The organism is Seminibacterium arietis, assembly GCF_042675725.1.
Taxonomy (GTDB): domain Bacteria; phylum Pseudomonadota; class Gammaproteobacteria; order Enterobacterales; family Pasteurellaceae; genus Seminibacterium; species Seminibacterium arietis.
In genome coordinates this window covers 243,082-263,389 of sequence record NZ_JBHTJN010000008.1, presented here as the reverse complement: position 1 = coordinate 263,389, position 20,308 = coordinate 243,082, and the positions used below count along the sequence as shown (strand labels likewise).

Here is a 20,308-nt window from a genome sequence, read left to right as displayed (position 1 = left end):
TGTTAATCCTTAGCCTTTAAAGGCTTTTGCGATACCGCTTGCCACTGCATTGGCAAGGCTTTCAAAAAATGTTTTGTGTAGCCATAGGGCTTTTGCTAAATTTGCTTCATTTTCTTCTGCGGTTGGAAGATAGAACGCTTTCAAGGCGTACGCCTGTGAAAGTCCGTTCTGTTCGATTTTTTCCACCCGCTCGGTTAGTTTTTTAACTCTACCTTGATTTTTGGAATAAAGGCATTATTGACCACTTCTACGATTTGAGCGTATAACAATTGGCTTTTCAAAATCTCGGTTAAAATGTCGCGTTGGCTTGGTTCGACAATCGCCATTAAATAATCTTTCACTGGTACGATTTTATTATTTTCAGTGATTTCATTTTGTAGTAATTCAAATGCCGCGTCATCACGGTGAAAAATTAACTCAAAACTGTCATCAATGATAACGGTGGCGGTTTGGCGGTTTTGATTGCGTAATTTTTCAAGTAATGCTTGTGCGTTGTTTTGTTGGTTTTCAGTTGTCATTTTTTTTTCCCTCTATGGTGTTATTAAAGTCATTGATACATTGTTGTAAACTGCGTTGAGCGAGTTCACATAATTTAATAATTTGTTTTTGTTGCTGGATACTCCGCACGAGGTCGCCATTTGTTTTAATGGTTAATCGTGGCGGTTCGCAGCGTGGCACCTGTACGCAATTTAGGCGGTATAAAGTGCGGTTATTTTGTGAGCAATTCAACAACGCCACTAGGCACAGGCTGATCACTCCAATTTTTATTTTTTTCATCATTTAGCGTGTGTTCGGTTTGTTGCTGTTGCTCGTGTTTGTATTGTTCTAGCTGTTCTATCGCTTTGTTTAACTGTTGTTGCTGTTCAACAAAGTGATCTAAGCGGTTAATTGCAAGTTGCGTTTCCTGTCTTAATTGCTGCAATTCTTCCGCCTGCCGTTCGTTATAAAAATATAAATAAGCATTTCTACAAACTAAAAAAGCAATAATGGCAAAAATGAGCGTTTTTACATTGAGCATGGCTCCTATTAGCTGTGTAAGCATAGTTGTCTTTCCTTTTCTCGTCGTTGTTTTAATCCGTTTGACGGTTTGTTGCCGATATATATCCAGCGTGTAAACTGGTTGCACATGGCTTTAATATTGCCTTGTCTGGCGTATTTGAAGAGCGTGCTGTATCGCATTTTTCCGCACCCCACATTAAAGGTAATTGATACCGCTGATTCAAAGGCTCCTTGCGGTAGCTTTTCGCCGTTGGCGTATTTATTTACACATTGCTCGGCGATTTTTAAATCGGCTTTCCAACGTTCGGCAATTTCTTCATCAGTGAGTTTTTTCTTGATGTCTATTTTGGAATTAATCGCACTGCTTCCAATGCCTACGGTTAATACATTAGCAGGGCAGTAATAGGGATCACGTCGGCAGCCTTCTGCGTCGCCAATCAGTGCTAAGCCTTGTTGACTTGTGCGGATGCCGTCTGGGTTGTTCAGCACTATGCCAATAATGGCAAGTACGCTACAGGCTGTTGTCAATAGTAGTGTCGGTTTCTTCATCGTATCTTTTAAATTTCAATCTTGCGTTTAATAGTCTTTCTGCTCGGCGGTCGGCTTTGCGTTTGTAATAGATATTAATTGCCACCGTTAAGGCTCCAAATAAAATCCCAAAAATTGCCCCTATATCGCCCCACGTTAAGCCACAGATGATCCCAGCAGTTGCCGATCCTGTATAGGCTAGACTATCCGTACTTTTAAACATGCTTTTCATTCTCCTTAACGTTAGGGAATGCCACCGCCCTTTTTTTTAACAGGCGGTAGCATTGCTTTTTAAAGGTCTCTAATATCATCCGCGGAGAGATATGGCACGCCGTTAATTTTGACAAAATCAGGCGAGGTCACCAGATATTTAATTTTCTTTGTGCTTTTTGCTCCGCCTTTCGGATCGATGTTTAATACGTCCGTTAAAATTAACTTATTGCCAAAGGTTTCCACCTTGTCACGTACTCCGCCACGTTGAGCGAAAAAAACGAAATCAACCTCTGGCAAGCCCCTAAAACTACCGACGGCTCTGGCAAGATTAACCAACTTTGAGAAGTTTTTACTATCAAGTTCGATTTCGCCCTCGGCTTCTACTTCGCCTGCGACATAGCCGTCAGGAATGCCGCGTGTTTTTGCTACTGCGGTGTTATCAGTGATATTCAAATTAATGCTATCGGCGTGAACAGGTACGCCACCCAAATAAAAATCAAACGCCATTCCGCTTATTACTTCTGCCATTTTTTCAGCTCCTTATCCTAATGTTTCTAAATCTAAGAAAATATTAACGGTAATATCTTTAGGGCAGTCATAGGGACGGACTTTGATATATACCATTACTTTTGTTTTGCTTTGCCATTGGATCGCAATGCTGTCTTCCGTTGGTGGCATACATTCGCCCGGGAAAACAATGCCGCCGATCTCTGCACTTTTCGCCATTTCTCTTAATGGTTTCGCAAAGTAGTTTTTGTGATATTCAGTACTGGATAGCGTCGAATTAAAAGAGCGGTCGGCGATTTTGGCGATCGCTAACAAGCGGACACGGCGTGCGACTTTGTCCACTACTCGCACATTCTCCACGGTTTGAAAATCTCCGCCCTCGGCATCTAGCATGCGTCCATCTGACCAGTAATAGCCGTCATAATCTGGGTACCACATCGGCACCGAATAACGAGCGGTCTCAAGGCTTTTTAGGTGTGAAATATCTAATACTATGCCGTTTTTATCGGTTGGTTTTTCCGCTTTGCCTAAATTCAATACGGCACCTGTCTTGACACGTGCTGGGCTGTCGGCAACGGTCACCGCTTTGTTAGATAACCGACCTGCAATCACGCCTGCTTCATTGCCAAAAAGTAACGGCGTTAACATAACGTGATCAGCGACAACGGTTTTTTGTAATTCGGTTAAAGTGGCAATATAGGTTGCCCAGTCTTCACCGCGTTCACGGTCGCTATTAATGCCGTTGACGGCTTGAATAAAAAAGGTACGTCGCCCATATTTTGCCAATAATTCCGCATATAGGCTTTGTAAGTCGTTAATTTTTTGTTTGTCTAGGTCTTTGGTGACGGTGTTAACCACAAATTCAAACGAGGCAATTTCATTGGCATACAATACGCTTTTTTTAAAATCGTAACCCTCTTCGGCGGTTGGGAGTGCATAAGCGAGCCAATTTTGCCCAGCGTTTAACATGGCGGTTTTCAGTTGTTTTTTTAACTCGCTTTCTTGACTGCCTAATAGTTTGTCGAGGTCACTATCTGGCGTAATTGAAAGTAGTTTGTTTTGGTTTTCTTTTGCGGTGATGACACCCACGAAAAGCCCACAACGTTCTATTTCTTTTGTTTCGCCTGCTTGCATATTTAGCGAATTAATTTGGACAGTTGGGAACATATGTTTCTTCCTTTGTTTGTTTGATTGAGTTAATTAAGTTTATATATCTATGCCGTGTTTCTTAAAATTAGTGATAATTTGTTGTTCTAATGTGTTTGCAATATATCGCTCATCTGTGTTTAAAAATGGGCGTGCTGGTAATTTAAAGGCGTTCATGCGATGTTTTCTTAATCTATATCGCATTTCTCGGATCACTGCTCCAGCTTGTCCCCATGTCATGTTTTTTTGTAGCCAGCTTGATGTAGCTTGAATATAACTGCCGTTTCTTAATTGGTTTCGTCTTCCTGTATGCCGTGTTATTTTTCTACGTCGTCGGCTTCGGTTGCGTTCTATTATGCTTGTATTGCTTGGTTTATCTCGTTTTATCCGTTTGAAGCCTAATTCAAGCAAGGCATCTATTTGTCGTTGGGTTGGCGGTCCGTTAGGGTCGTGTTCTTCTTGCTGTTCTTTTTCTTTGCCCTTTTTTGCTACTTCCGCTTGTTTTGCGGTGCTTAACATTGCCCCCTCTTGGTGTTGCTCAAAAATTAACGCGGTTTGCGGTTTTTTATATTGAATTAAGCCTTTTGATCCGTTGTCTTCTATCTTCGTATTTAAATATTTAGCTGCCTTTTTCAGCATTTTATTTTTGCGTTTGCCTTTGCGTTGGCGTTTGCGTGGCGTCCAGTTTTCACCGCTTGGCGTTTGTTGGGCGGTGACGTTTTTAGAGCTATCCGCCTTAATTTTGTAGACGGTGTATTTCATTATTTCTCGTCTGTTTTGCGGTGGTATCGCAAGGCTTTTTAATAATTTTCGTAGCTCGTGTAAATTTTGTTGATTAAATCGAATGTTCACTGGTATCTATGCTTATCTCGGTTGCTATTTCTTCTGCGGTGTAGATATTGATATAATCTAGGCGGTATTTTTTGCCGTTGGCGTAGATGTTGCCGTTTTCATCTTCTACCGCTTCCATAGGTTCAAAACATTGCACGTTAAACACTAAATCGGCGGTGTTGTCATCTAGCATTTCTATATCAAAATTAACCGCACTTTCTACCCTGTAGCGGTAGGGGTCATTTTGTTTGAGCCAGTGCAATAAATTCACCTTTATCACTGCTGGATCAATTTGTTTAAATGGAAATTGTTCCAGCCAAATGACGGCGTTATATTTTAAAAAGGCTAGCACCTCGCCTTGTTCGGTAAGCTGCTGCCCCTCGTCGATTATTTCGCCGTCTTCTATCCATGAATACAGATTATTTTTATATCGGCTTGGCAATTGCTCGGCGATAAAGGCGGTTAAGCGTTGATACAGGTATTTTCTTAAATTAAACATACACTGCCTCTTTTTTTGCCTTTTAGTAGCCTAATGGCTTGTACGGCTTCCGCTTCTAGGCTTTTTTGTTCTTCGATGTATTCTCGTTTTTCGTGGATTTCCCTTGCGGACAAGGTGGCAAATTCAGGTATCAAGATTGCTTTTGCTCGTGCGTAGACCGCTTTTTTATACAAAATCGTTTGATAATTTTGTTGAAGTCCTTGGGTTAAAATGCTCGGTATTTCGCTCACGTGTTGCACGCCTTTTAAGCGGTAATTTTCCGCCACGGTGATTAACTCAAGGCTGACGCCTAACATACTTTCAATTAATGCAGCTTCAATCATTTCTTGCGGTATTTGTAGCGGTATTGCTCGTTGTAACTGAAATTCTTTAATCGGAATATCCGCCCAAAAGCCGTTATTTTTTAATATTTTTTCGCTGTATTCTTCGCTTCTGCCGTTAAACATGTCTGCCCCCTTGTGCTTGGGTCAGAATGGTCAACGCACGTTCAATAACATTTTCTCTATTTAGAGTGTTATCTGCGGTGTCGTTGCCATTCTGTGAGGGTGTGAGGACGAGGACGTTTAATCGCATTTCGCAGCGATTAATTAAATTTTTCACCCCTATTTTTTCATTCAAAGTAAACGCCTTGAGAAATAATAGCCTTGCTATGTTTAACCGTTCGGCGTCGTCAATTTTCGCTGCGTTTGGCTGTCCGTTTTTGTCAGCGATTAACAGGCAACCGCCCATTTTTAACCATTTTGATTTAACAATGTCGTGAACCGTCCAACGGCTAAAAATCAAGCGGAAGACCTGACTAAAATAAGGTTCTTGCGGTTGTTGTTGGCGGTGTTGCTGTTCCGTCCATTTCAATACGGTATCGGCGACAAAATTCGCTAAGGTTGATTTAAATTTTTCTGGCAGGCGTTGCCCTTGTGCTTCGGCTTTTTGTGCAAGCTCAATCGCTCGCCCCAGTTCGCCCACGTCAAATAAATACACGATACAATAGCCCAATATATCGTTCTGATATGTTTCGCCTTGTTCAAAATATTGTTCCACATACGGCAACCACTTCGGCAAAAAATAACGGCGTTTCTGTTCTATTTTTTGGTCAAGCGTGGGCAATGCGTGAATTTTGTTGACATCAGTTTCTAATGCAACTTGAAGTAATTTATAATCATTTGAGTGTTTTTGAACCGCACTTGCTGTTGTGGTTGTGTCATTGCTATTAATTTCTTCTAGTGCTTTCACTTTTGCTTGAAAATCACGCATGCCCATGTTTTACGCTCCTTTAGGCGATCTCTTCTTTATCGTCTTTGAATTTCACTTTAGTGTGATCAATTGCAGTCATTAATCCGACATCTTCGACAACATAGCCTTCCATGCGGTAGTAAGAGTTCACAATGCCTTTGCGGTCTTGGTCTTCACGAATTGAACGGCGTTGGCTTCCGCTTTCGGTGTAAAGACTTAGATTTTTCAAGGTTGTAACCACTGCTCCACGTGCTGGGAAGTTTGGTGGGGTAATCGCTTGCATTCCGCCAAAACTACCGAAAATATTGTGGGTGTTTAGTGCTGCTTTTTCGCTTGGTTTTTCGCTGTTTCCGCTTAAAATTTTGGCTTTTGCTTTCGCCACTAAATCCGCCCCTACTAAGAATACTAAGTCATTGCGGTATTGGTGTCTTAAATCTAAGCCTTGTTTTAATTCAAAAGCGAGTTCGTCAAGGGTGTGAATTTTGCCCTCGTCGGCGAACATATTTTTAAACGTTTCTTCATCGTCCCAATAGTTGGTTTTTTTCTGTTCTTTCAACAGTTGTAACCAACCTTTGTTAACGTCTGAAAGATCTGGTTTTGAGGTATTATCTGCAACGCTTGTACCATTCCAACCAATTTGTAGAATATCTAAGGCGATTTGCGTATTGACATATTCTTCATACAATTGGCCTAAGCGGTCTCGATAAATGGCAAAATTGTCGAACATTGCCCAAGGGATAATGACACCGCTGTCAGTTTCAAATAATTCAAAACCGCTTTCAGTGTGGTCTAAGGTCGCTAAATAGCGTCCGTCTTTTTTGCGTCCTGTAATGCCTTTTTCAGTTGCACCTAACAGTTTTTTCCCTTTGACGGCGTTAACTTGTACGAAGTTAATTTGCTTCAAAAAATCCGAGCTTTGTTGGATGTTTTTGCCTAATAGTGCTGCTTGTGGTTTGGTTAATTCAAATGATTGACCTGCTAAAATTTCAAACGGTAACACGTTGAAGTGTTTCGCGTAAGCGGTAATCATTGCGTTAAATGCTTGTTTATTCATTTTTTTACTCTCCAAAATTGAATTTAAAGCCGTTTACGTTGATGATGTCATCAGTGCTAAAACTGCCCACGCCTTGCGGTGCTTTAGTGGCTTCTTCGGTCATTTTGTTTAATTGTTCAGTTAATGCTTGCACTTGTTTTGCTAGTGCGTTAAAGGCTTCAATGCTTACCGCTTCCGCTTTTTCGTCGGCTTGTGGTTTCACGTCGGCTTTTGTTTCAGGTTGGGCGGTGAATTGGTCTAATTTTTGGTTTAGACTTTCAATCGCAGTGAGTAGCTTCTCGTTCATTTCGGTTTCCTTGTTTTGATTGTGATTGCTGTTCTCTGGTTTTGTGAAAAACTGTTTTAAGGCATGGAAAAAGCCTTTAATTTCTGCTTGTTCCGCTTGTTCTGCCTGTTCAATGTCCGCTTGATAATTGGCGGTTAAATTGTTTTTAATCGGTGTGGTGTAAGCGAGGTTTTGCGGTTCGCCTTGTTGGCTAAATTCTAGCCGTGTTGTGCCGACACTGGCTGGTGTGTCGGTAACGCCTAAGCCAAATAAATAACTTTTTCCGCTGTTTCTGAAATTTGGAGCAATTTCAATTGAGCTGTATAAATATTGCCCTTGTTTGTTGAGCATGATTAATCGTTGAGTAGGTGACAGCACGGCATATAATTTGCTTTCTGTTTCGCCTTGCTCTAGTTTCAGGCTTAACACTTGTCCTAAATTGTCACCGCGTTTATGATCTGCCCAGATGTTGGCGGTGTAATAATTCGGATCGTAGGTGTCGTAAATGTCTTTTAGTTCCTGTTGGCTGATTGCTCGACCGTCGACGGTGTCACCTGAGGTGGCAATACAGACTAAGCCTGTTCTTAATTTGCTTTCTTTCATTGTCGCTTTTTTCGCCTGTTTGGTTGTTGTGCGGTTATTCTGCACGGTTGAGTGGTGTTTTTCTCGGCTAAAATTCGATTATTTTCGATAATTCGTATTTTTTGCCTATTGTTGCGGTATTAACGAATTTAACTGGATTTTTTACTTGCTTTTTTGTTCAGAATAGAGGCGTTTTTAATGAAAGGATAAAAAATGCACAAACTACGGAAAAGACGATCAAGCCGTTACGATGATGAAACGATTTATGCCGCACGGTTTTTATATTTAAAGCGTTATAGCCCTAAGCAGATAGCGGAAGAATTAAACTTAAATTCTTGCCGTCCGATTTACTATTGGGCTGAAAAATATAATTGGTCTAGCTTGGTGAGTGAAGACGGTATTGAAGCATTAATTGCGTTGCGGATTGTGGAATTGACCCAACGTGATAATAAAACCGAATTAGAATTAAAAGAGCTTGAGCAATTAATCGATAAAGATATTCAGTATAAAAAGCAACGTGCGAAAAAAAGCGAAAACGGCACCGCACTTGCTTTAGCTGATGAGGCTAAGCCATCTAAAGGCAAACACAAAAAGCCGATTAAAAACGATATTTCCCATATTACGCCAGATATGTTTGAGCCGTTTTTGTCTTCGTTGTTTGCTTATCAAAAGACGTTAAGAGAACACAAAGATCGCAAAATTAGAAATATTTTGAAATCGCGACAAATTGGAGCGACCTATTATTTTTCCTTTGAGGCGTTAGAAGATGCGATTTTGACAGGAGACAATCAAATATTTCTTTCTGCCTCTAAACGTCAGGCGGAAATATTCAAAACCTATATTTGTAAAATGGCACTGCAGTATTTTAACGTGGAATTAAAAGGCAATCCGATTGTATTAAGCAATGGGGCGGAGTTGCATTTTTTAGCCACTAATGCGAATACGGCTCAAGGCAATAGCGGTCATGTTTATGGTGACGAATATGCGTGGATCAAAGACTTTGACCGCTTTCAAATGGTGTCGTCGGCAATGGCAACGCATAAAAAATGGCGTGAAACCTATTTTTCTACGCCGTCATCTAAATTTCATGCTTCTTTTAGTTTTTGGAGCGGTGACAAATGGCGAAGTGGCGATCCGAAACGGCAGAAAGTGTCTTTTCCCTCTTTTGAGGAGATGAAAAAGGGGGTTGACTGTCCTGACGGTCAATGGCGGTTTGTCATTACCATTGATGAGGCGATAAAAGGCGGTGCCAATGTGCTATTTGACCTTGATGAATTGCAGCAAAAATATAGTAAATATGCGTTCAATCAGTTGTACCGTTGTGTGTGGATTGATGACGCTGACAGCATTTTCACTATTAAACAGTTGCTGAAATGTAGCGTTGATATTGCAAAATGGAAAGACTTTGACCCCTCGGCGGATCGCCCTTTTGGTTTTCGTGAAGTGTGGGGCGGTTATGATCCAGCACACAGCGATGACGCAGCCTCGTTTGTGATTATCGCTCCGCCTGTTACGCCGTCGGAAAAATACCGCGTTTTAGCTCGCTTTCAGTGGCGTGGCTTGGCGTTTAAATGGCAAGCGGAGCAGATCCGCCAGCTTATGCAAAAATATAATTTCAGTTACATTGGCGTTGACGCGACTGGCGTTGGTTATGGTGTATTTGAAGAGTTGCAGACCTTTGCACGGCGGATCGTGGTCCCTATTTTGTATAATCCTGACGTGAAAACTGAATTAGTACTCAAGGTGCATGATTTAGTGGAAGAACATGAAAAATTAGAATGGGCGAATACTGAAACCGATATACCAGCCTGTTTTTTAATGGTGAAGCAAACCACGACAAAAAGCGGTAATAAATCCACCTTTATTGCGGATCGGTCCGCGAGTACACAACACTCTGATGTTTTTTGGGCGATTGCTCACGCCTTACACAAAAAACCGCTCACTTCTTGTAAAAAACGTAAAAGCACATGGAATATTTGATATGAAAAAATTAACAACCACACAGACAACAAAAAACAACAAGATGCAATTCTTTAGTTTTTCAACGGAAGGGGATTTTATCGCCTCGCCGTCATTGGATTATTTGCCGTTAACGATTGATAGCCAATTTGATTGCTACACTCCGCCAATTAATCGGCAAGCGTTGGCTAGATTGCCGTTTCAGAATGCTCAACATAGTGGCATTTTGCACAGCCGTGCCAATATGGTGTCGTCGGATTATATGGGCGGTGCGGTGTTGTCGCGTATGGATATGAGGGCGTTGTGTTTAAATTTAATTCAATTCGGTGATGTGGGTTTGCTGAAAATTCGCAACCATTTAGGCAAGGTCTGTCGCCTTGCGGTGTTGTCTTCGCTTCATTTGCGAGTGAAAAAGAACGGCGATTTTTGTTATTTAGTGAAAAAAAATATTGATGATATTGATAGCAATGAGGTATTTCACTATCGCAAAGAGGATATTATTTTTATTAAACTGTATGATCCTATTCAACAAATTTACGGCTCGCCTGATTATGTGGGCGGTATTCAGTCGGCGTTATTGAATGCAGATGCAACGGTATTTAGACGGCGTTATTTTTCTAACGGAGCTCATATGGGTTTTATTTTGTACACGACCGATCCTGCTTTGTCGGAAGAAGTGGAAGACGAAATTAAACGAAAAATTCAAGGCTCTAAGGGTATTGGTAATTTCCGTTCGATGTTCATTAATATTCCTGACGGTAAGCCAGACGGCGTGAAATTAATTCCTGTTGGTGATACTGGCACTAAAGATGAGTTCGCAAATATTAAAAATATTTCTGCTCAAGATGTGTTGACGGCTCACCGTTTTCCGCCTGGTCTCGGTGGGATTATTCCGAGTGTGGGCGGTTTTGGCGATCCGATCAAAGCTCGCTTGACCTATCAGGCGGACGAAGTGGAGCCACTTCAGGCAATTATTGCGGAGACAATCAACAACGATCACGACATTCACCGCGATTTGAAAGTGGTGTTTAAGTCTCGGTTGGCGGAATAAGCCCATTTTAGGTGAAATAATGGGGCGGCGGTTTTTCGCTCATGCTATACTATTTTTTATTTTTTATTTTTTTTCAATGGGTTATATTATGGCTAATGTGTTGAAAGTGAAGTGCGGTGTGTGTGGGAGTCGTTGTTTTATCCGTCGTTCTGATTTTCTTTCTGACGGTTTCGCTAGAATTTATATAACCTGTACCAATCCGCAATGCTGCCAATCTGAGGTATATAACTTTGAACGCTCGCACGTGGTAAAGACCTCTAAACTCTCTAAAGATAGATTACTTGAAGATGTGATCAGTCTTCTCTCTGAACAAGACAAGCAGCAATTAAAAAAAATGATTGAGGCGGTTTGACAAAAAAGCCTGTGTTTTAAACAGGCTTTTAAAAATTCTTAGTTTCATTCATCTTCATTGCGTTTTTGTTGTTGCTCAAGTACAACAGCTTTACCTCGTCCAAATCCAGCAAAATAACCAGCTACTAAAGCTCCACCGATTTTAAGTACTTCCAATGCAAAATCGGTGTTTCCTGTATTCATTGCGTAGATAATGACGATCATCACTAATACGGAAATTAATGCGGTAATACATAATTTTCCTTTTTGTAAGGCAGAGAATATATCTCCGTGTTTCACATCGGTTTGTTGCTTGGCTTCAATTGAAATTTTTGCAAGCCTTTCATTGGCTTTAATTTCTTCATGTCTAAGAGCAAGCTCTTCTCTTTTCAGTAGTATTTCTTGGTGCTGAAGTTGCACAAACTCTTTTATAACATGTTCATCTACCACTTTAGGCAGGTTTTCTTGTTCATTGTTCATCGTGCAACCAATACAGGTGTTTTATATGTAATTTGAAATGAACCGTAGCCACTAGAACCGAAAGTTGGTGGGATAAACCGCACGGATTCTATGTTGTTGTTCACTGAGTTTTTTTTCGCTTCGTTCAAGTACTGGCGAGCTGAGACGGTGCGAACCTTTTTGGGAACAAGCAATTTCGTTTTAGTCATAAGAAATACCTTTGTTTGTGCGAAAATACCTTGTTAAATAGGGTTTCTTTGAAAAAAAAGCCACAGAATTAAGTTGTGACCGCCTACTTTTTGTTAAAAATTGTGCTGTTATCTTATTCGCTCTTTTTTGGGCTGTCAATTTTATTTTTTGTTGTTTTGTGTTGTTTTATTTATTCCTTTTTGTTTTCTTCTCTTTCTTTGTTCATTTTGTGCGGTTTGTATCTTTTGTTGGGTGATGTAGTTCTCCGCCTAATAGGGCGTAGCCTGCGATGTCTTGCCAGTTGTCTTGATGTGTGGCTCCTTTGTTTAGTATGCGTGTGATTTTGAATAATATCATTTCAATTGATGTGCGTTGTTTCCAGTTTAATTTTTTTGTGTGTGGTTCAATGACGTTGCGTAAATCGCCGTAAATTTGGGCGAAAGTGTCATAACTGCCGTGCTGTTGTTCTGAATTAGCACGTATAGAAAGTTTTAGGCGGTTTTTGCCTAAGAATAGGATAAATTTGAATAGCATTTTGATTGTCTCTTTGTTTAGTAAATGTGAATTGCTGTTCCCTAAAGGGTGTAGCAAGGTTTCAACTACCGCAAAGAAACGGCTCGCCTTATTCGTGCGGATAAACTCCGCCTTATCTCGACGTATAGACCTTGCCACAAATTCAGATAAACAGATTGAGCTTAGCAGGCTCAAGCCATTGATGATAGGAATTTGAGGTAAAAAAATTCCGCAAGTCTTACGGGTGCGGTAGCCGTTCTTTGTAGTAGTGTCGCCAATACTAACCGCACTTTGATTTTTTTGCAATACTGAAAATTTGATTTTTGTCATGTTTCTGTACCTTTTCAAACTCATTTAGGCTATAATCCATGACGTTCTTTTTAGAACGCCATGTATTGATTACTTCCTATGAGTTAAGTTAAATTACTTGCGCCCTTGCCATTTGGTTGAGGGCTTTTTTGTTGGATTATTTCCACTAAACTGGGTGTAATCTTGGTGCTGCCCCTTACTATCGTTTTTGCTATCGGCTCAAATCGCTTACAAGTCTTAAAAGTGCGGTCTGTATTTCGTCAATATCGTCAATAGAACAGAATAATTGCGTTAGTACTATGTCTAGCATTTTTTCTTGAGATAACTGAACCTCTTGCCCCTCGTCATTAAAAGCCATTACGGGTTTTTTCTCTTTTAACTGAATAATTAAATCTCTTGAGGTTTCTAATGTGTTCTTAATACCCTCTAAATTGGGCTTAAATGCGTTTTCTTGGTTTGCTTGATAATTTGTATTACTCATCGTCTAAATCTCCTTTATAGCTTGAATATTTGTGGTGATTTCGCTTGATAGGTTGCGATTAGACATAACGCCCCCTTGTATTAATGCGAGCCACAAAGACGGCTTGATGTTGGGTGAGATTGAGCTGTTGGCGTGCCTGTTGTTCTCGTTCGGCTAAAATGGTTTTTAGATCTTGTGGTGGTTGTGTTTTTTTGGTCATGTTGTACCTCGGTTTAGTTAGGTTAATGTGAATTGTTGAAAATCAAAATCCTGATAAAGTGCGGTTAAATTGTTTAATATTTGTGCATTTGTGCGGCGTGTTTGGCTAATTTGGTGTAATTCCACTTCGTCGCCGTTGCGTTGTAAGTACATTTTGTTATCTATCATCACTTTCCAGCCTCTTAAAATGGCTTTTATTTGATCTTTTCTGAGCGGTTTAGTTATTGGGTCAATGATTTTTTTGATTTGTGTCACTACCTTTAAGTTACAGTTACTGACACAAGTCCAAGGCTCGCTTTGCTCGCTAAGTGCTTGATTAAGCTCTTTTTCTAAATTCTCTACTAGTACGTTTTTTTTACTTTTTAAGGTCCAATTTTTTAATCTGGTAATGACTGGTTCAAGGTCAAAAATAGATTGAATGCCTTTGATTTTTTTTCTAGCCTCGCCGTATTTGGTTGTGCCGTTTTCTTCGTAATAAATTTTCAAATTGCTGTCTTTGCGTTTGGCTAAAAATCCTAGCCCTGCGGTTATGCAATCCACAAATGCTCCATACTCGCCCACGTCGGCACAGGCGATTGCTCTTGCGAGATGTTTGTTTTTGTGCTGCCATGCAAGAGGGTAGGCGGTTTTTTGCAGCGGTGGCTGTGCGATGTCTAAGTTGAGCTGATCACGTTGGGCGGTTTGCCGTTTTTGTTTTTGTTCTTGTTTGTGTAGGTGGCTGGCGAGCCGTCTAATTTCTCGCCAGAGTGATACAAATTTATCGCCGAAGAATTGAAACTGACGAATGCCCCACAAACTCGCCCATGCTCTCGCCCTTTTGGCGTTATCTTGCAAGCTCATGCCGTGGTCTTCGTCTGAGGTGTCGTTTTTACCTGCAAAGCCGTTAATATTTTTTGAGATGTATTTAGTAATGTAACCGACGGCGGTGCCTTTGGCTTTGTCGATTGGGTCAATTTTAAGGCGGTGCATTTTCGCCCCTTTTTCGTCGCCGTCTTCGGCGAGGGCAACGGCTTTGAAAATGTCAATTAGTTTCTGTTTTTGTTGTGGCTGAACAAAAATTAATAAATGCCAGTGTGGCGTGCTGTCGTGGTGTGGTTCACACACTCTTAAGCCTGAGAACTGAATATTGGCTTTTTTTAATCTTGCCCTTGTGCGTTGCCAAACGGTATTGAGATATTTGTGTGTTTGTTTTGGGCTAGCTCCGTTCCATTTTGGGTTGGGCTTGCCTGAGTTGCTTAAAATGGAATGGTAGGCACTCGGAGCGGTTAGGGTGATGAATAAGCCGTCTAGCTGTCTAAAATCGGCGTCTTCTTCTAAGCCTCGGCAGCGTGTCATTAATTCAATACGTAACTTACTGATGTTTGATGAGCTGTGTAAATACATGTCCATTAATTCCACTTGCTCGGCTGGGTCGTCAATGTTTTCGACAATCATGTTTTTCAAATAATCAAGGTTGCGTTCGGTTTGACGTTCCCACGCATTAAAGGCTTGATTAGTGACATATTGTTGTGTGCCTTTTCTCACTTGTCCGCATGCTATGGCGATATGTTCGACCATTTGGCGTTGGATTTTATGAAGGCGTTTAAGCCAGTATTTCGGATCAACAATGCGAGTTAAGGTGCTTTCAATGTAGATTGCTTTTAATTGGCGGTTGCGTTTTAGCCCTTTGTATTGTTGCCAGTAGTTAAGGTCTAAGCCAAAACTTTCCGCAATTTGACCGCACTCGCCGTATAGATTGTGAAAAATAGTTTCTATTTCGCTTTCTGTGGGTTGGCGTTGCTGTTTGGCGAATAGTTCGGCGTGTTTTTCCATGTATTGGCGTTGAAATTGGTTGAAAGTGTTCGCCAGTTGTTGGCAGATTTCTTCCAGCTTTTTCAAGGAAGTTAAATATAATGGCAACATTGCTCGGTTAAACTCTCGGCGGTTTTGTTGGGCGATGTGTTTGCCGTATTTGTGTTTAAAGGCGTGAAAATCGCTTTTATTTAATTCCGCTTGTTGGTAGGCTTTGAAGCCTTTTGGGTCGGTTTCACGGTTTGGCGGTGGGTTGCGTTTTAATTCTTCTTTGATTTCCTTTTCTAGTGCTTGTTGCCAGTGGCTTTGCTGGTGATTAAAGGCGATTAAATCCGCTAAATTAATTTTATTTTGTTTGAACACTTTTTTAAGGCGGTCTTGTACGACCGTTCTGATCCATGTGTTAGCGGTGTAGGCTTTTTGGTTGGTGGTTCCCTTGGTGGAGCGATATTCATTAATGTATAAATTCCGCACGTGTTCTCGTATTTGTTGACGTGGGAGCATTTTTAATACTCGTTCAACAAATTCATAATGCGTTGGAACCAGCTCAAACAATTCAAGCTGGGCTTCTGTTTTTTGGCTTCCGTCTTTGTTTGGAATGTGTTCCGCTTTGACTTTAATCAGCGGTGACAATTGATAAAAGGCGGTGTGCGGTGTTGCAAGTGCGGTCATTTTTTTGTTATTTTGCTTTACTCTTTAATAATAGTTTGCCACGCTGTTTCGATGTGGTTTGCGGTTGTGTTCATTTTCTATGCTCCCCATGTGGCTTTAAAATAATTTAAGTCTTTGATGTATTTTTGTGTTTCGTAGTTGGTTTCTAGCATTTTTTTCATTTCGGCGAGGGTTAAGCCGATACGCCCTGCACAGTAAGCAAACCGCATTAAACACCAGTATTCATTGGTGTAACTTTTCGCCATTTTTAACGCTTCTAGCCATTTATTCATGGCTTGGTCATAAATGGTTAAGATGTCTAAATGCCGCGTTGTGGCGGTGGTCAATTGGCTGTTTTCTTTTTGTAAATAGCGTTCGGTTAATTTGTTCAAGGCTTCACGCTCGAGCCGTGAGGCTTGTTCGGTGGCGGCTTTAAATTGTTTGGCTTTTTTTAACCGCTGTTTCTTTTCTTGGATTACTTCTAAATAGGTTTTTTGTTGCGGTTTTCTTTCGTAGTGTCGACTCATGCTGCGTTACTCCATTGTTCTTGTTGCGGTGCGGTCGGTTTTTTGTTGGCGTTAAATGGTTGTCTTGCTAATTGTTTTCGGTAGTCAATTAAGGCGGTAGTGCAAGCAATTAAGGCTAATTGCTGGCGGTCGTATTCAATTAACGCAATTAATTTGTGAAAGCCGTTGGCGTTTAATAGGTCGGCGGTGTATTCGCCGTTGTGGGCGGTTTGAAAATCGTCGGCGGTGAAATTGGCACGGCTAAAATATTCACGGCGTTTTATTTCATCTAGTTTGTTGAAACTGGTTACGGCAACATGTTTTTTATTGAGCATTGCACGGCACGCCATTGCCCCTCTTAAGGTGGTTTCTTGTTCGGTTTTGGCTTGTGATATGCGGTTGAATGCCCATTGAAATAAGCGTTGTTGTAGCTGTTTAAATTCGGTTAACATGTTGCCCCCTTGTTATCGCCAGAACGCCCATTTATGCCCTTGTCGTTGGGCGTATTGGCGTTTTATTTTTTCGACTTCGTTTACTAGCTTGATGTGTTCAAGTTGATTGCGGTCGATTTGTTTTGCTTGGTTGGTTGCGATTATTTTTAAGCTGTCAATTTCCTTTTGTTGGAGGTCGGCTTTGTGTTTTAGTGCTTTTACGCTGATAAAATTCTTTTTCGTGGTGTCGTTCATGTTTCCCCCTATTCCACTCTGATTTGTAGGCGTGCGATTTTGATTAAATCTTCAAGCGGTTGTCTGACTTCAGCTCGTGTGATGTCGCTGATATATTGCTCAAATTCGTTTATGGTTCCGCAAAAGACGTGTTTCGGTAGTTCTTCTACATTGTTGCAGCAGCTTGCATTGACTAAGATGTCGTTTTTGCCTAAGTAGAATGTAATGTTGTAGCCGTGGTCGGTGATGTTGCTGACGGTGAAATAATTTGAACGAGTGAACATGTCGCCGTCTTGTTTGATGTGGGCAACATCGCCGATTGTGGCGTAACCGTATATTTTTGCGTCTTTGCCTATTCTGGCGTCTTTAAAAATAATGGCTTGTCCGCATATTTCGGCGTTTTCTTCTACTATGGCGTTATTGAATATGCTGGCGTTGGCGAATACTTTCGCCTCGTCGTAGATCCAGCAGTCGCCAAGCTGTGAGAGGTTGCCCATGTGTTCAATATAGCCGCCTTTGTCGCCTTTGCTGACGTCGGCAAAACTTTTTAAGGCTTTAATTCGATAAAGCGTTCTGCCTTTGTATTGTATGGTTTCATCTGCGATGATGTCGTACTTGATACCGCTCATTAGTGTGTTCCTTTTGCGAGTTCGGTTTGTGGTTGTTGCTCTTCATGCCAGCGTTGCTCCGCTTGTGCTTTCAATTCGGCTAATTGTTCGAGGCTGTAGCCTTGGGATTGGTACCAGTCTTCAAGGCTATCTGTATTTGTGATTTCCGCTTGTTGGGCGGTTTTAATTGGGTCTGTTCCGCAACTGACGCCCAACACTAGCCCTACTATCATTGCCCCTATAAACGAGGTTAAGTGGTAGCTAAATGGCTTTTTCATTTTGCTGTCCTTGTGTTTTACTACCGCATTAAATTTCTAATAAATGCATAAACCAATAACGCTATGACAGTAATCAACACTATATTGACTATATTTACGACTGTTTCCGAAATAATCATATTTGCCCCCTATAAATCCAGCGGTTGACCGCTTACGCAACGGCGGTTGAACTCTAAGATGTTGATTAGTCGCATACCTCTTGCTCTTGACGCCATGGGCAACTTACCTTGCTCCCATAACGTAATTACTTTGCGGATTGATATGCCTGTTTCTTCTGAAAATCGCTCTAGTGTCATTACGCCCACTTTGGCGGAAGTAAGATATAGTTCTAGGTTTTGCATGGGTTACTCCTTTGTTTGTTGTTGGGCTAGCTTCGCTTCACGTTTCTTTTTGCGGTCTAGCTTGTGTAATTCTTCGCATAATTCTCGGGCGGTCACTTTGCCCCCTGTGGCTTTTTCTATGCGGTAGGCGTATTTGGCGGAATATTCACAACCTTTTAACCACAGCCCAATACTTGCTTGAGACGCTTCTACTTTTTTAGCTAGCTTATCTTGTGTACCAGCTATTTTTATTGATTTAAGTATTTTTTTGTTCATTCTCCGCCCTTTCTTTAAAAGATTATCTTTTATTTGCTTGTATTATTGATCCATTAAAAGAAAAAGACAAGATATATTTTAAAATATTTTTAATATTTCTTTTTGTTTTTTTATAAGAATACTTTTATTATTTACATGAAATACAAGAAAGGGGGTAAAAATGGATCTACATACAAGAGTGAGAAAAGTACTCTCTAATAAAGGAATGACGCAAGAAGAACTCGCAAATATAGTCGGTATTTCTCAGACCGCCATAAGCGATATAGTGATCGGCAAAACGAAAAAGCCTCGCAATATTTTAGAAATAGCGACCGCTCTTGGCGTTTCTGTTGAGTGGCTAAAAACTGGCGAGGGTGAAGTGCCTGAATGCTGGGTGAATGAGGCTCCGCCCATTTTTAAAATAGATTTGTATGATTTTGAGTTGTCGGCAGGCGACGGCATTATTAATCCTGATTATCCTGATGTGATTGCGAGCATTCATTTGACTGAAGAGGGGCTTTCACAGATTTTGAGGCGGAAAAGTGCGGAGGGGGTTTGCATTTTCAAAGTGCCTACTGATAGCATGGCTCCAACTATTCGCCCTTGTGATTTGGTGTTTATTGATACCAATGTGAAGAGCTATATCGGTGAGGGTGTTTACGCGTTTAGGGTGAATGAATGCAATTATATTAAACGCTTGCAGCGGTTGCCAACTGGGGTGATTAGGGCGTTGAGTGATAATAAATTATATGAGCCGTTTGATATTACAGAGGAGTTATTCAACTCGGCGGAAATTATCGGTAAGTTTATTCGGATTGTGCCGATAGATGCTCGTGATTTGTAGTTTTATTTAAATGTGGCAAGCGGTGTTACCGTTGGCGGTTTTTCGGCAAATGTCGATCAGTCCAATAATAACGGCGGTACTAATCAGTTTGTAAGTGGTGAATTGAACAATAAATAATTTTAAATGGGAGGTTGTATGGTTAAGGACATGCTAAACGATTCTATTTTAGATAAACAATTTTATAGTTTTAATTACTCTTCAAATAGAGATAAGCTTTTCGGTAATTTAATTGGCATTATTGATGGTATTGTTTGCGACGGAGAATTAACAGAAGAAGAAATTCTTTATTTAGATACGTGGATTTTAGATTCTGAAATGCTCTCCAATAATTATTATGTAAAAGCTATCCGTCATCATATTTCTAATATTCTAGCTGATGGCAAAATTACAGATGAAGAAAAACAATTTTTAGCTAAAACTTTACAAAAAATTCGGGGTGACTTTTTGAAGTCTGCTGATCCTGCTATGTTTTCAAAAGAAAGCGATGTTCACTTGCTTTCTGGGCTTTGTAAAGGTGTGGTTTGTGATGGTAAGTTAAGAGATGAAGAAATTCTTTTTCTAAATAAGTTTATTCGTAGAAATGCACAATTAAGAAATAATTATCCAGGTAGTGAGGTTTATGATTTAATCACAACTATCCTTGCGGACGGCGTAATTACACAAAAAGAGAGAGATTTTTTAAAACAAGTTCTTTGTGAGTTTGGCGGTGTAGATTTAGAACAAGGAATTGTTGATGGTCTTTCTCTTGGTTCTTATTTTTTTGATTTAGTTGATGAAGTTAATCTTGAAGATAAGACAGTGTGTTTTACTGGTAAATTCTTATACGGTCCTAGATCCGCTTGTCGTACTTTAGCTATTGAACAAGGTGCAAGAATAACAAATGAAATTACAACTAAGTTAGATTTTTTAATTGTTGGAGCGTTAAATTCTCGCGATTGGAAATTTCAAAGTTTTGGACGGAAAATTGAAAAAGCTAAATATTTTCAAAGATCTGGCTATGATGTAAAAATTATCACAGAGCAAGATTGGTTACTTGATTATTTGTAA

Annotated in this window: 31 protein-coding genes; 5 read left to right on the top strand and 26 right to left on the bottom strand. The window is 40.5% G+C overall.

Going from position 1 to position 20,308, the window contains the following annotated elements; all coding sequences use genetic code 11:
* Positions 1-9 precede the first annotated feature (9 nt).
* The 14 genes from ACFQ02_RS03900 to ACFQ02_RS03835 all read right to left on the bottom strand — a co-directional run bounded on the left by ACFQ02_RS03900 (position 10) and on the right by ACFQ02_RS03835 (position 7,875).
* A complete protein-coding gene (locus tag ACFQ02_RS03900) occupies positions 10-186 on the bottom strand; it encodes a DUF6890 family protein (RefSeq protein ID WP_380819563.1) in 177 nt (58 codons plus the stop codon).
* An 8-nt stretch (positions 187-194) separates the two neighbouring features.
* Positions 195-518, bottom strand: a complete 324-nt coding sequence (locus tag ACFQ02_RS03895) for a putative phage tail assembly chaperone (RefSeq protein WP_380819561.1) — start codon at positions 516-518, stop codon at positions 195-197.
* On the bottom strand, positions 508-777 hold the full coding sequence (lysC, locus tag ACFQ02_RS03890; protein ID WP_380819559.1) for an Rz1-like lysis system protein LysC: 270 nt from the start codon (positions 775-777) through the stop codon (positions 508-510). Before lysC ends, ACFQ02_RS03895 begins: the two co-directional genes overlap by 11 nt.
* The gene (locus ACFQ02_RS03885; RefSeq protein ID WP_380819557.1) at positions 710-1,042 is read right to left on the bottom strand and encodes a hypothetical protein; all 333 of its coding nucleotides are present in this window, start codon (positions 1,040-1,042) and stop codon (positions 710-712) included. Before ACFQ02_RS03885 ends, lysC begins: the two co-directional genes overlap by 68 nt.
* Complete coding sequence (locus tag ACFQ02_RS03880; protein WP_380819555.1) at positions 1,027-1,548, bottom strand: lysozyme; 522 nt, start codon at positions 1,546-1,548, stop codon at positions 1,027-1,029. Before ACFQ02_RS03880 ends, ACFQ02_RS03885 begins: the two co-directional genes overlap by 16 nt.
* On the bottom strand, positions 1,511-1,750 hold the full coding sequence (locus tag ACFQ02_RS03875; RefSeq protein WP_380819553.1) for a phage holin: 240 nt from the start codon (positions 1,748-1,750) through the stop codon (positions 1,511-1,513). Before ACFQ02_RS03875 ends, ACFQ02_RS03880 begins: the two co-directional genes overlap by 38 nt.
* A 68-nt stretch (positions 1,751-1,818) precedes the next feature.
* Positions 1,819-2,268, bottom strand: coding sequence for a phage protein (locus tag ACFQ02_RS03870; protein WP_380819551.1), 450 nt, complete (start codon positions 2,266-2,268; stop codon positions 1,819-1,821).
* 12 nt (positions 2,269-2,280) lie between these two features.
* A complete protein-coding gene (locus tag ACFQ02_RS03865) occupies positions 2,281-3,414 on the bottom strand; it encodes a DUF2586 domain-containing protein (RefSeq protein ID WP_380819549.1) in 1,134 nt (377 codons plus the stop codon).
* A 39-nt stretch (positions 3,415-3,453) separates the two neighbouring features.
* Entirely contained in the window at positions 3,454-4,245 is a 792-nt protein-coding gene (locus ACFQ02_RS03860) for a phage virion morphogenesis protein (RefSeq protein WP_380819547.1), read from the bottom strand.
* Positions 4,229-4,723, bottom strand: coding sequence for a phage tail protein (locus tag ACFQ02_RS03855; RefSeq protein ID WP_380819545.1), 495 nt, complete (start codon positions 4,721-4,723; stop codon positions 4,229-4,231). Before ACFQ02_RS03855 ends, ACFQ02_RS03860 begins: the two co-directional genes overlap by 17 nt.
* Positions 4,711-5,169, bottom strand: coding sequence for a head completion/stabilization protein (locus ACFQ02_RS03850; protein WP_380819543.1), 459 nt, complete (start codon positions 5,167-5,169; stop codon positions 4,711-4,713). The genes ACFQ02_RS03855 and ACFQ02_RS03850 overlap by 13 nt, the downstream gene beginning before the upstream one ends.
* Positions 5,162-5,980: a phage terminase small subunit gene (gene gpM / locus ACFQ02_RS03845; protein ID WP_380819540.1), complete on the bottom strand. Its 819-nt coding sequence runs from the start codon at positions 5,978-5,980 to the stop codon at positions 5,162-5,164. The genes ACFQ02_RS03850 and gpM overlap by 8 nt, the downstream gene beginning before the upstream one ends.
* Before the next feature lie 13 nt (positions 5,981-5,993).
* Positions 5,994-7,007, bottom strand: a complete 1,014-nt coding sequence (locus ACFQ02_RS03840) for a phage major capsid protein, P2 family (protein ID WP_380819538.1) — start codon at positions 7,005-7,007, stop codon at positions 5,994-5,996.
* A gap of 4 nt (positions 7,008-7,011) precedes the next feature.
* Complete coding sequence (locus tag ACFQ02_RS03835) at positions 7,012-7,875, bottom strand: GPO family capsid scaffolding protein (RefSeq protein ID WP_380819536.1); 864 nt, start codon at positions 7,873-7,875, stop codon at positions 7,012-7,014.
* A 192-nt stretch (positions 7,876-8,067) separates the two neighbouring features.
* On the opposite strand from ACFQ02_RS03835, the gene ACFQ02_RS03830 reads away from it, so the two are divergent.
* From ACFQ02_RS03830 to ACFQ02_RS03820, 3 genes are all read left to right on the top strand, one after another.
* On the top strand, positions 8,068-9,834 hold the full coding sequence (locus ACFQ02_RS03830; protein WP_380819534.1) for a terminase large subunit domain-containing protein: 1,767 nt from the start codon (positions 8,068-8,070) through the stop codon (positions 9,832-9,834).
* A gap of 43 nt (positions 9,835-9,877) precedes the next feature.
* Complete coding sequence (locus ACFQ02_RS03825) at positions 9,878-10,864, top strand: phage portal protein (RefSeq protein WP_380819592.1); 987 nt, start codon at positions 9,878-9,880, stop codon at positions 10,862-10,864.
* A gap of 88 nt (positions 10,865-10,952) precedes the next feature.
* The gene (locus ACFQ02_RS03820) at positions 10,953-11,216 is read left to right on the top strand and encodes an ogr/Delta-like zinc finger family protein (protein ID WP_380819132.1); all 264 of its coding nucleotides are present in this window, start codon (positions 10,953-10,955) and stop codon (positions 11,214-11,216) included.
* Positions 11,217-11,260: 44 nt separating this feature from the next.
* Here the strand turns inward: ACFQ02_RS03820 and ACFQ02_RS03815 are convergent, their stop codons facing one another.
* The 12 genes from ACFQ02_RS03815 to ACFQ02_RS03760 all read right to left on the bottom strand — a co-directional run bounded on the left by ACFQ02_RS03815 (position 11,261) and on the right by ACFQ02_RS03760 (position 18,438).
* Entirely contained in the window at positions 11,261-11,674 is a 414-nt protein-coding gene (locus tag ACFQ02_RS03815; RefSeq protein ID WP_380819532.1) for a hypothetical protein, read from the bottom strand.
* Between the two features lie 390 nt (positions 11,675-12,064).
* Complete coding sequence (locus tag ACFQ02_RS03810; RefSeq protein WP_380819530.1) at positions 12,065-12,685, bottom strand: DUF6378 domain-containing protein; 621 nt, start codon at positions 12,683-12,685, stop codon at positions 12,065-12,067.
* Between the two features lie 190 nt (positions 12,686-12,875).
* A complete protein-coding gene (locus ACFQ02_RS03805) occupies positions 12,876-13,145 on the bottom strand; it encodes a hypothetical protein (protein ID WP_380819528.1) in 270 nt (89 codons plus the stop codon).
* Positions 13,146-13,203: 58 nt separating this feature from the next.
* Complete coding sequence (locus tag ACFQ02_RS03800) at positions 13,204-13,344, bottom strand: host cell division inhibitor Icd-like protein (RefSeq protein WP_380819526.1); 141 nt, start codon at positions 13,342-13,344, stop codon at positions 13,204-13,206.
* Positions 13,345-13,361: 17 nt separating this feature from the next.
* Positions 13,362-15,806 carry a replication endonuclease gene (locus ACFQ02_RS03795; RefSeq protein ID WP_380819524.1) on the bottom strand — a complete coding sequence of 815 codons (2,445 nt, stop codon included), beginning with the start codon at positions 15,804-15,806 and terminating at the stop codon, positions 13,362-13,364.
* Positions 15,807-15,883: 77 nt separating this feature from the next.
* Positions 15,884-16,312, bottom strand: coding sequence for a hypothetical protein (locus ACFQ02_RS03790; protein ID WP_380819522.1), 429 nt, complete (start codon positions 16,310-16,312; stop codon positions 15,884-15,886).
* Positions 16,309-16,743, bottom strand: a complete 435-nt coding sequence (locus ACFQ02_RS03785) for a hypothetical protein (RefSeq protein ID WP_380819520.1) — start codon at positions 16,741-16,743, stop codon at positions 16,309-16,311. Before ACFQ02_RS03785 ends, ACFQ02_RS03790 begins: the two co-directional genes overlap by 4 nt.
* Before the next feature lie 12 nt (positions 16,744-16,755).
* Positions 16,756-16,977 (bottom strand): hypothetical protein, encoded by a 222-nt coding sequence (locus tag ACFQ02_RS03780; protein WP_380819518.1) that lies wholly within the window; start codon positions 16,975-16,977, stop codon positions 16,756-16,758.
* 8 nt (positions 16,978-16,985) lie between these two features.
* Positions 16,986-17,585, bottom strand: a complete 600-nt coding sequence (locus tag ACFQ02_RS03775) for a hypothetical protein (protein WP_380819516.1) — start codon at positions 17,583-17,585, stop codon at positions 16,986-16,988.
* A complete protein-coding gene (locus ACFQ02_RS03770; protein WP_380819514.1) occupies positions 17,585-17,842 on the bottom strand; it encodes a hypothetical protein in 258 nt (85 codons plus the stop codon). The genes ACFQ02_RS03775 and ACFQ02_RS03770 overlap by 1 nt, the downstream gene beginning before the upstream one ends.
* A gap of 128 nt (positions 17,843-17,970) precedes the next feature.
* Positions 17,971-18,183 carry a hypothetical protein gene (locus ACFQ02_RS03765; protein ID WP_380819512.1) on the bottom strand — a complete coding sequence of 71 codons (213 nt, stop codon included), beginning with the start codon at positions 18,181-18,183 and terminating at the stop codon, positions 17,971-17,973.
* A gap of 3 nt (positions 18,184-18,186) precedes the next feature.
* The gene (locus ACFQ02_RS03760) at positions 18,187-18,438 is read right to left on the bottom strand and encodes a transcriptional regulator (RefSeq protein WP_380819510.1); all 252 of its coding nucleotides are present in this window, start codon (positions 18,436-18,438) and stop codon (positions 18,187-18,189) included.
* Between the two features lie 160 nt (positions 18,439-18,598).
* Here ACFQ02_RS03760 and ACFQ02_RS03755 point away from each other — a divergent pair, with 160 nt between their 5' ends.
* Entirely contained in the window at positions 18,599-19,261 is a 663-nt protein-coding gene (locus tag ACFQ02_RS03755; protein WP_380819508.1) for an XRE family transcriptional regulator, read from the top strand.
* A gap of 135 nt (positions 19,262-19,396) precedes the next feature.
* Positions 19,397-20,308 carry a BRCT domain-containing protein gene (locus ACFQ02_RS03750; RefSeq protein ID WP_380819506.1) on the top strand — a complete coding sequence of 304 codons (912 nt, stop codon included), beginning with the start codon at positions 19,397-19,399 and terminating at the stop codon, positions 20,306-20,308.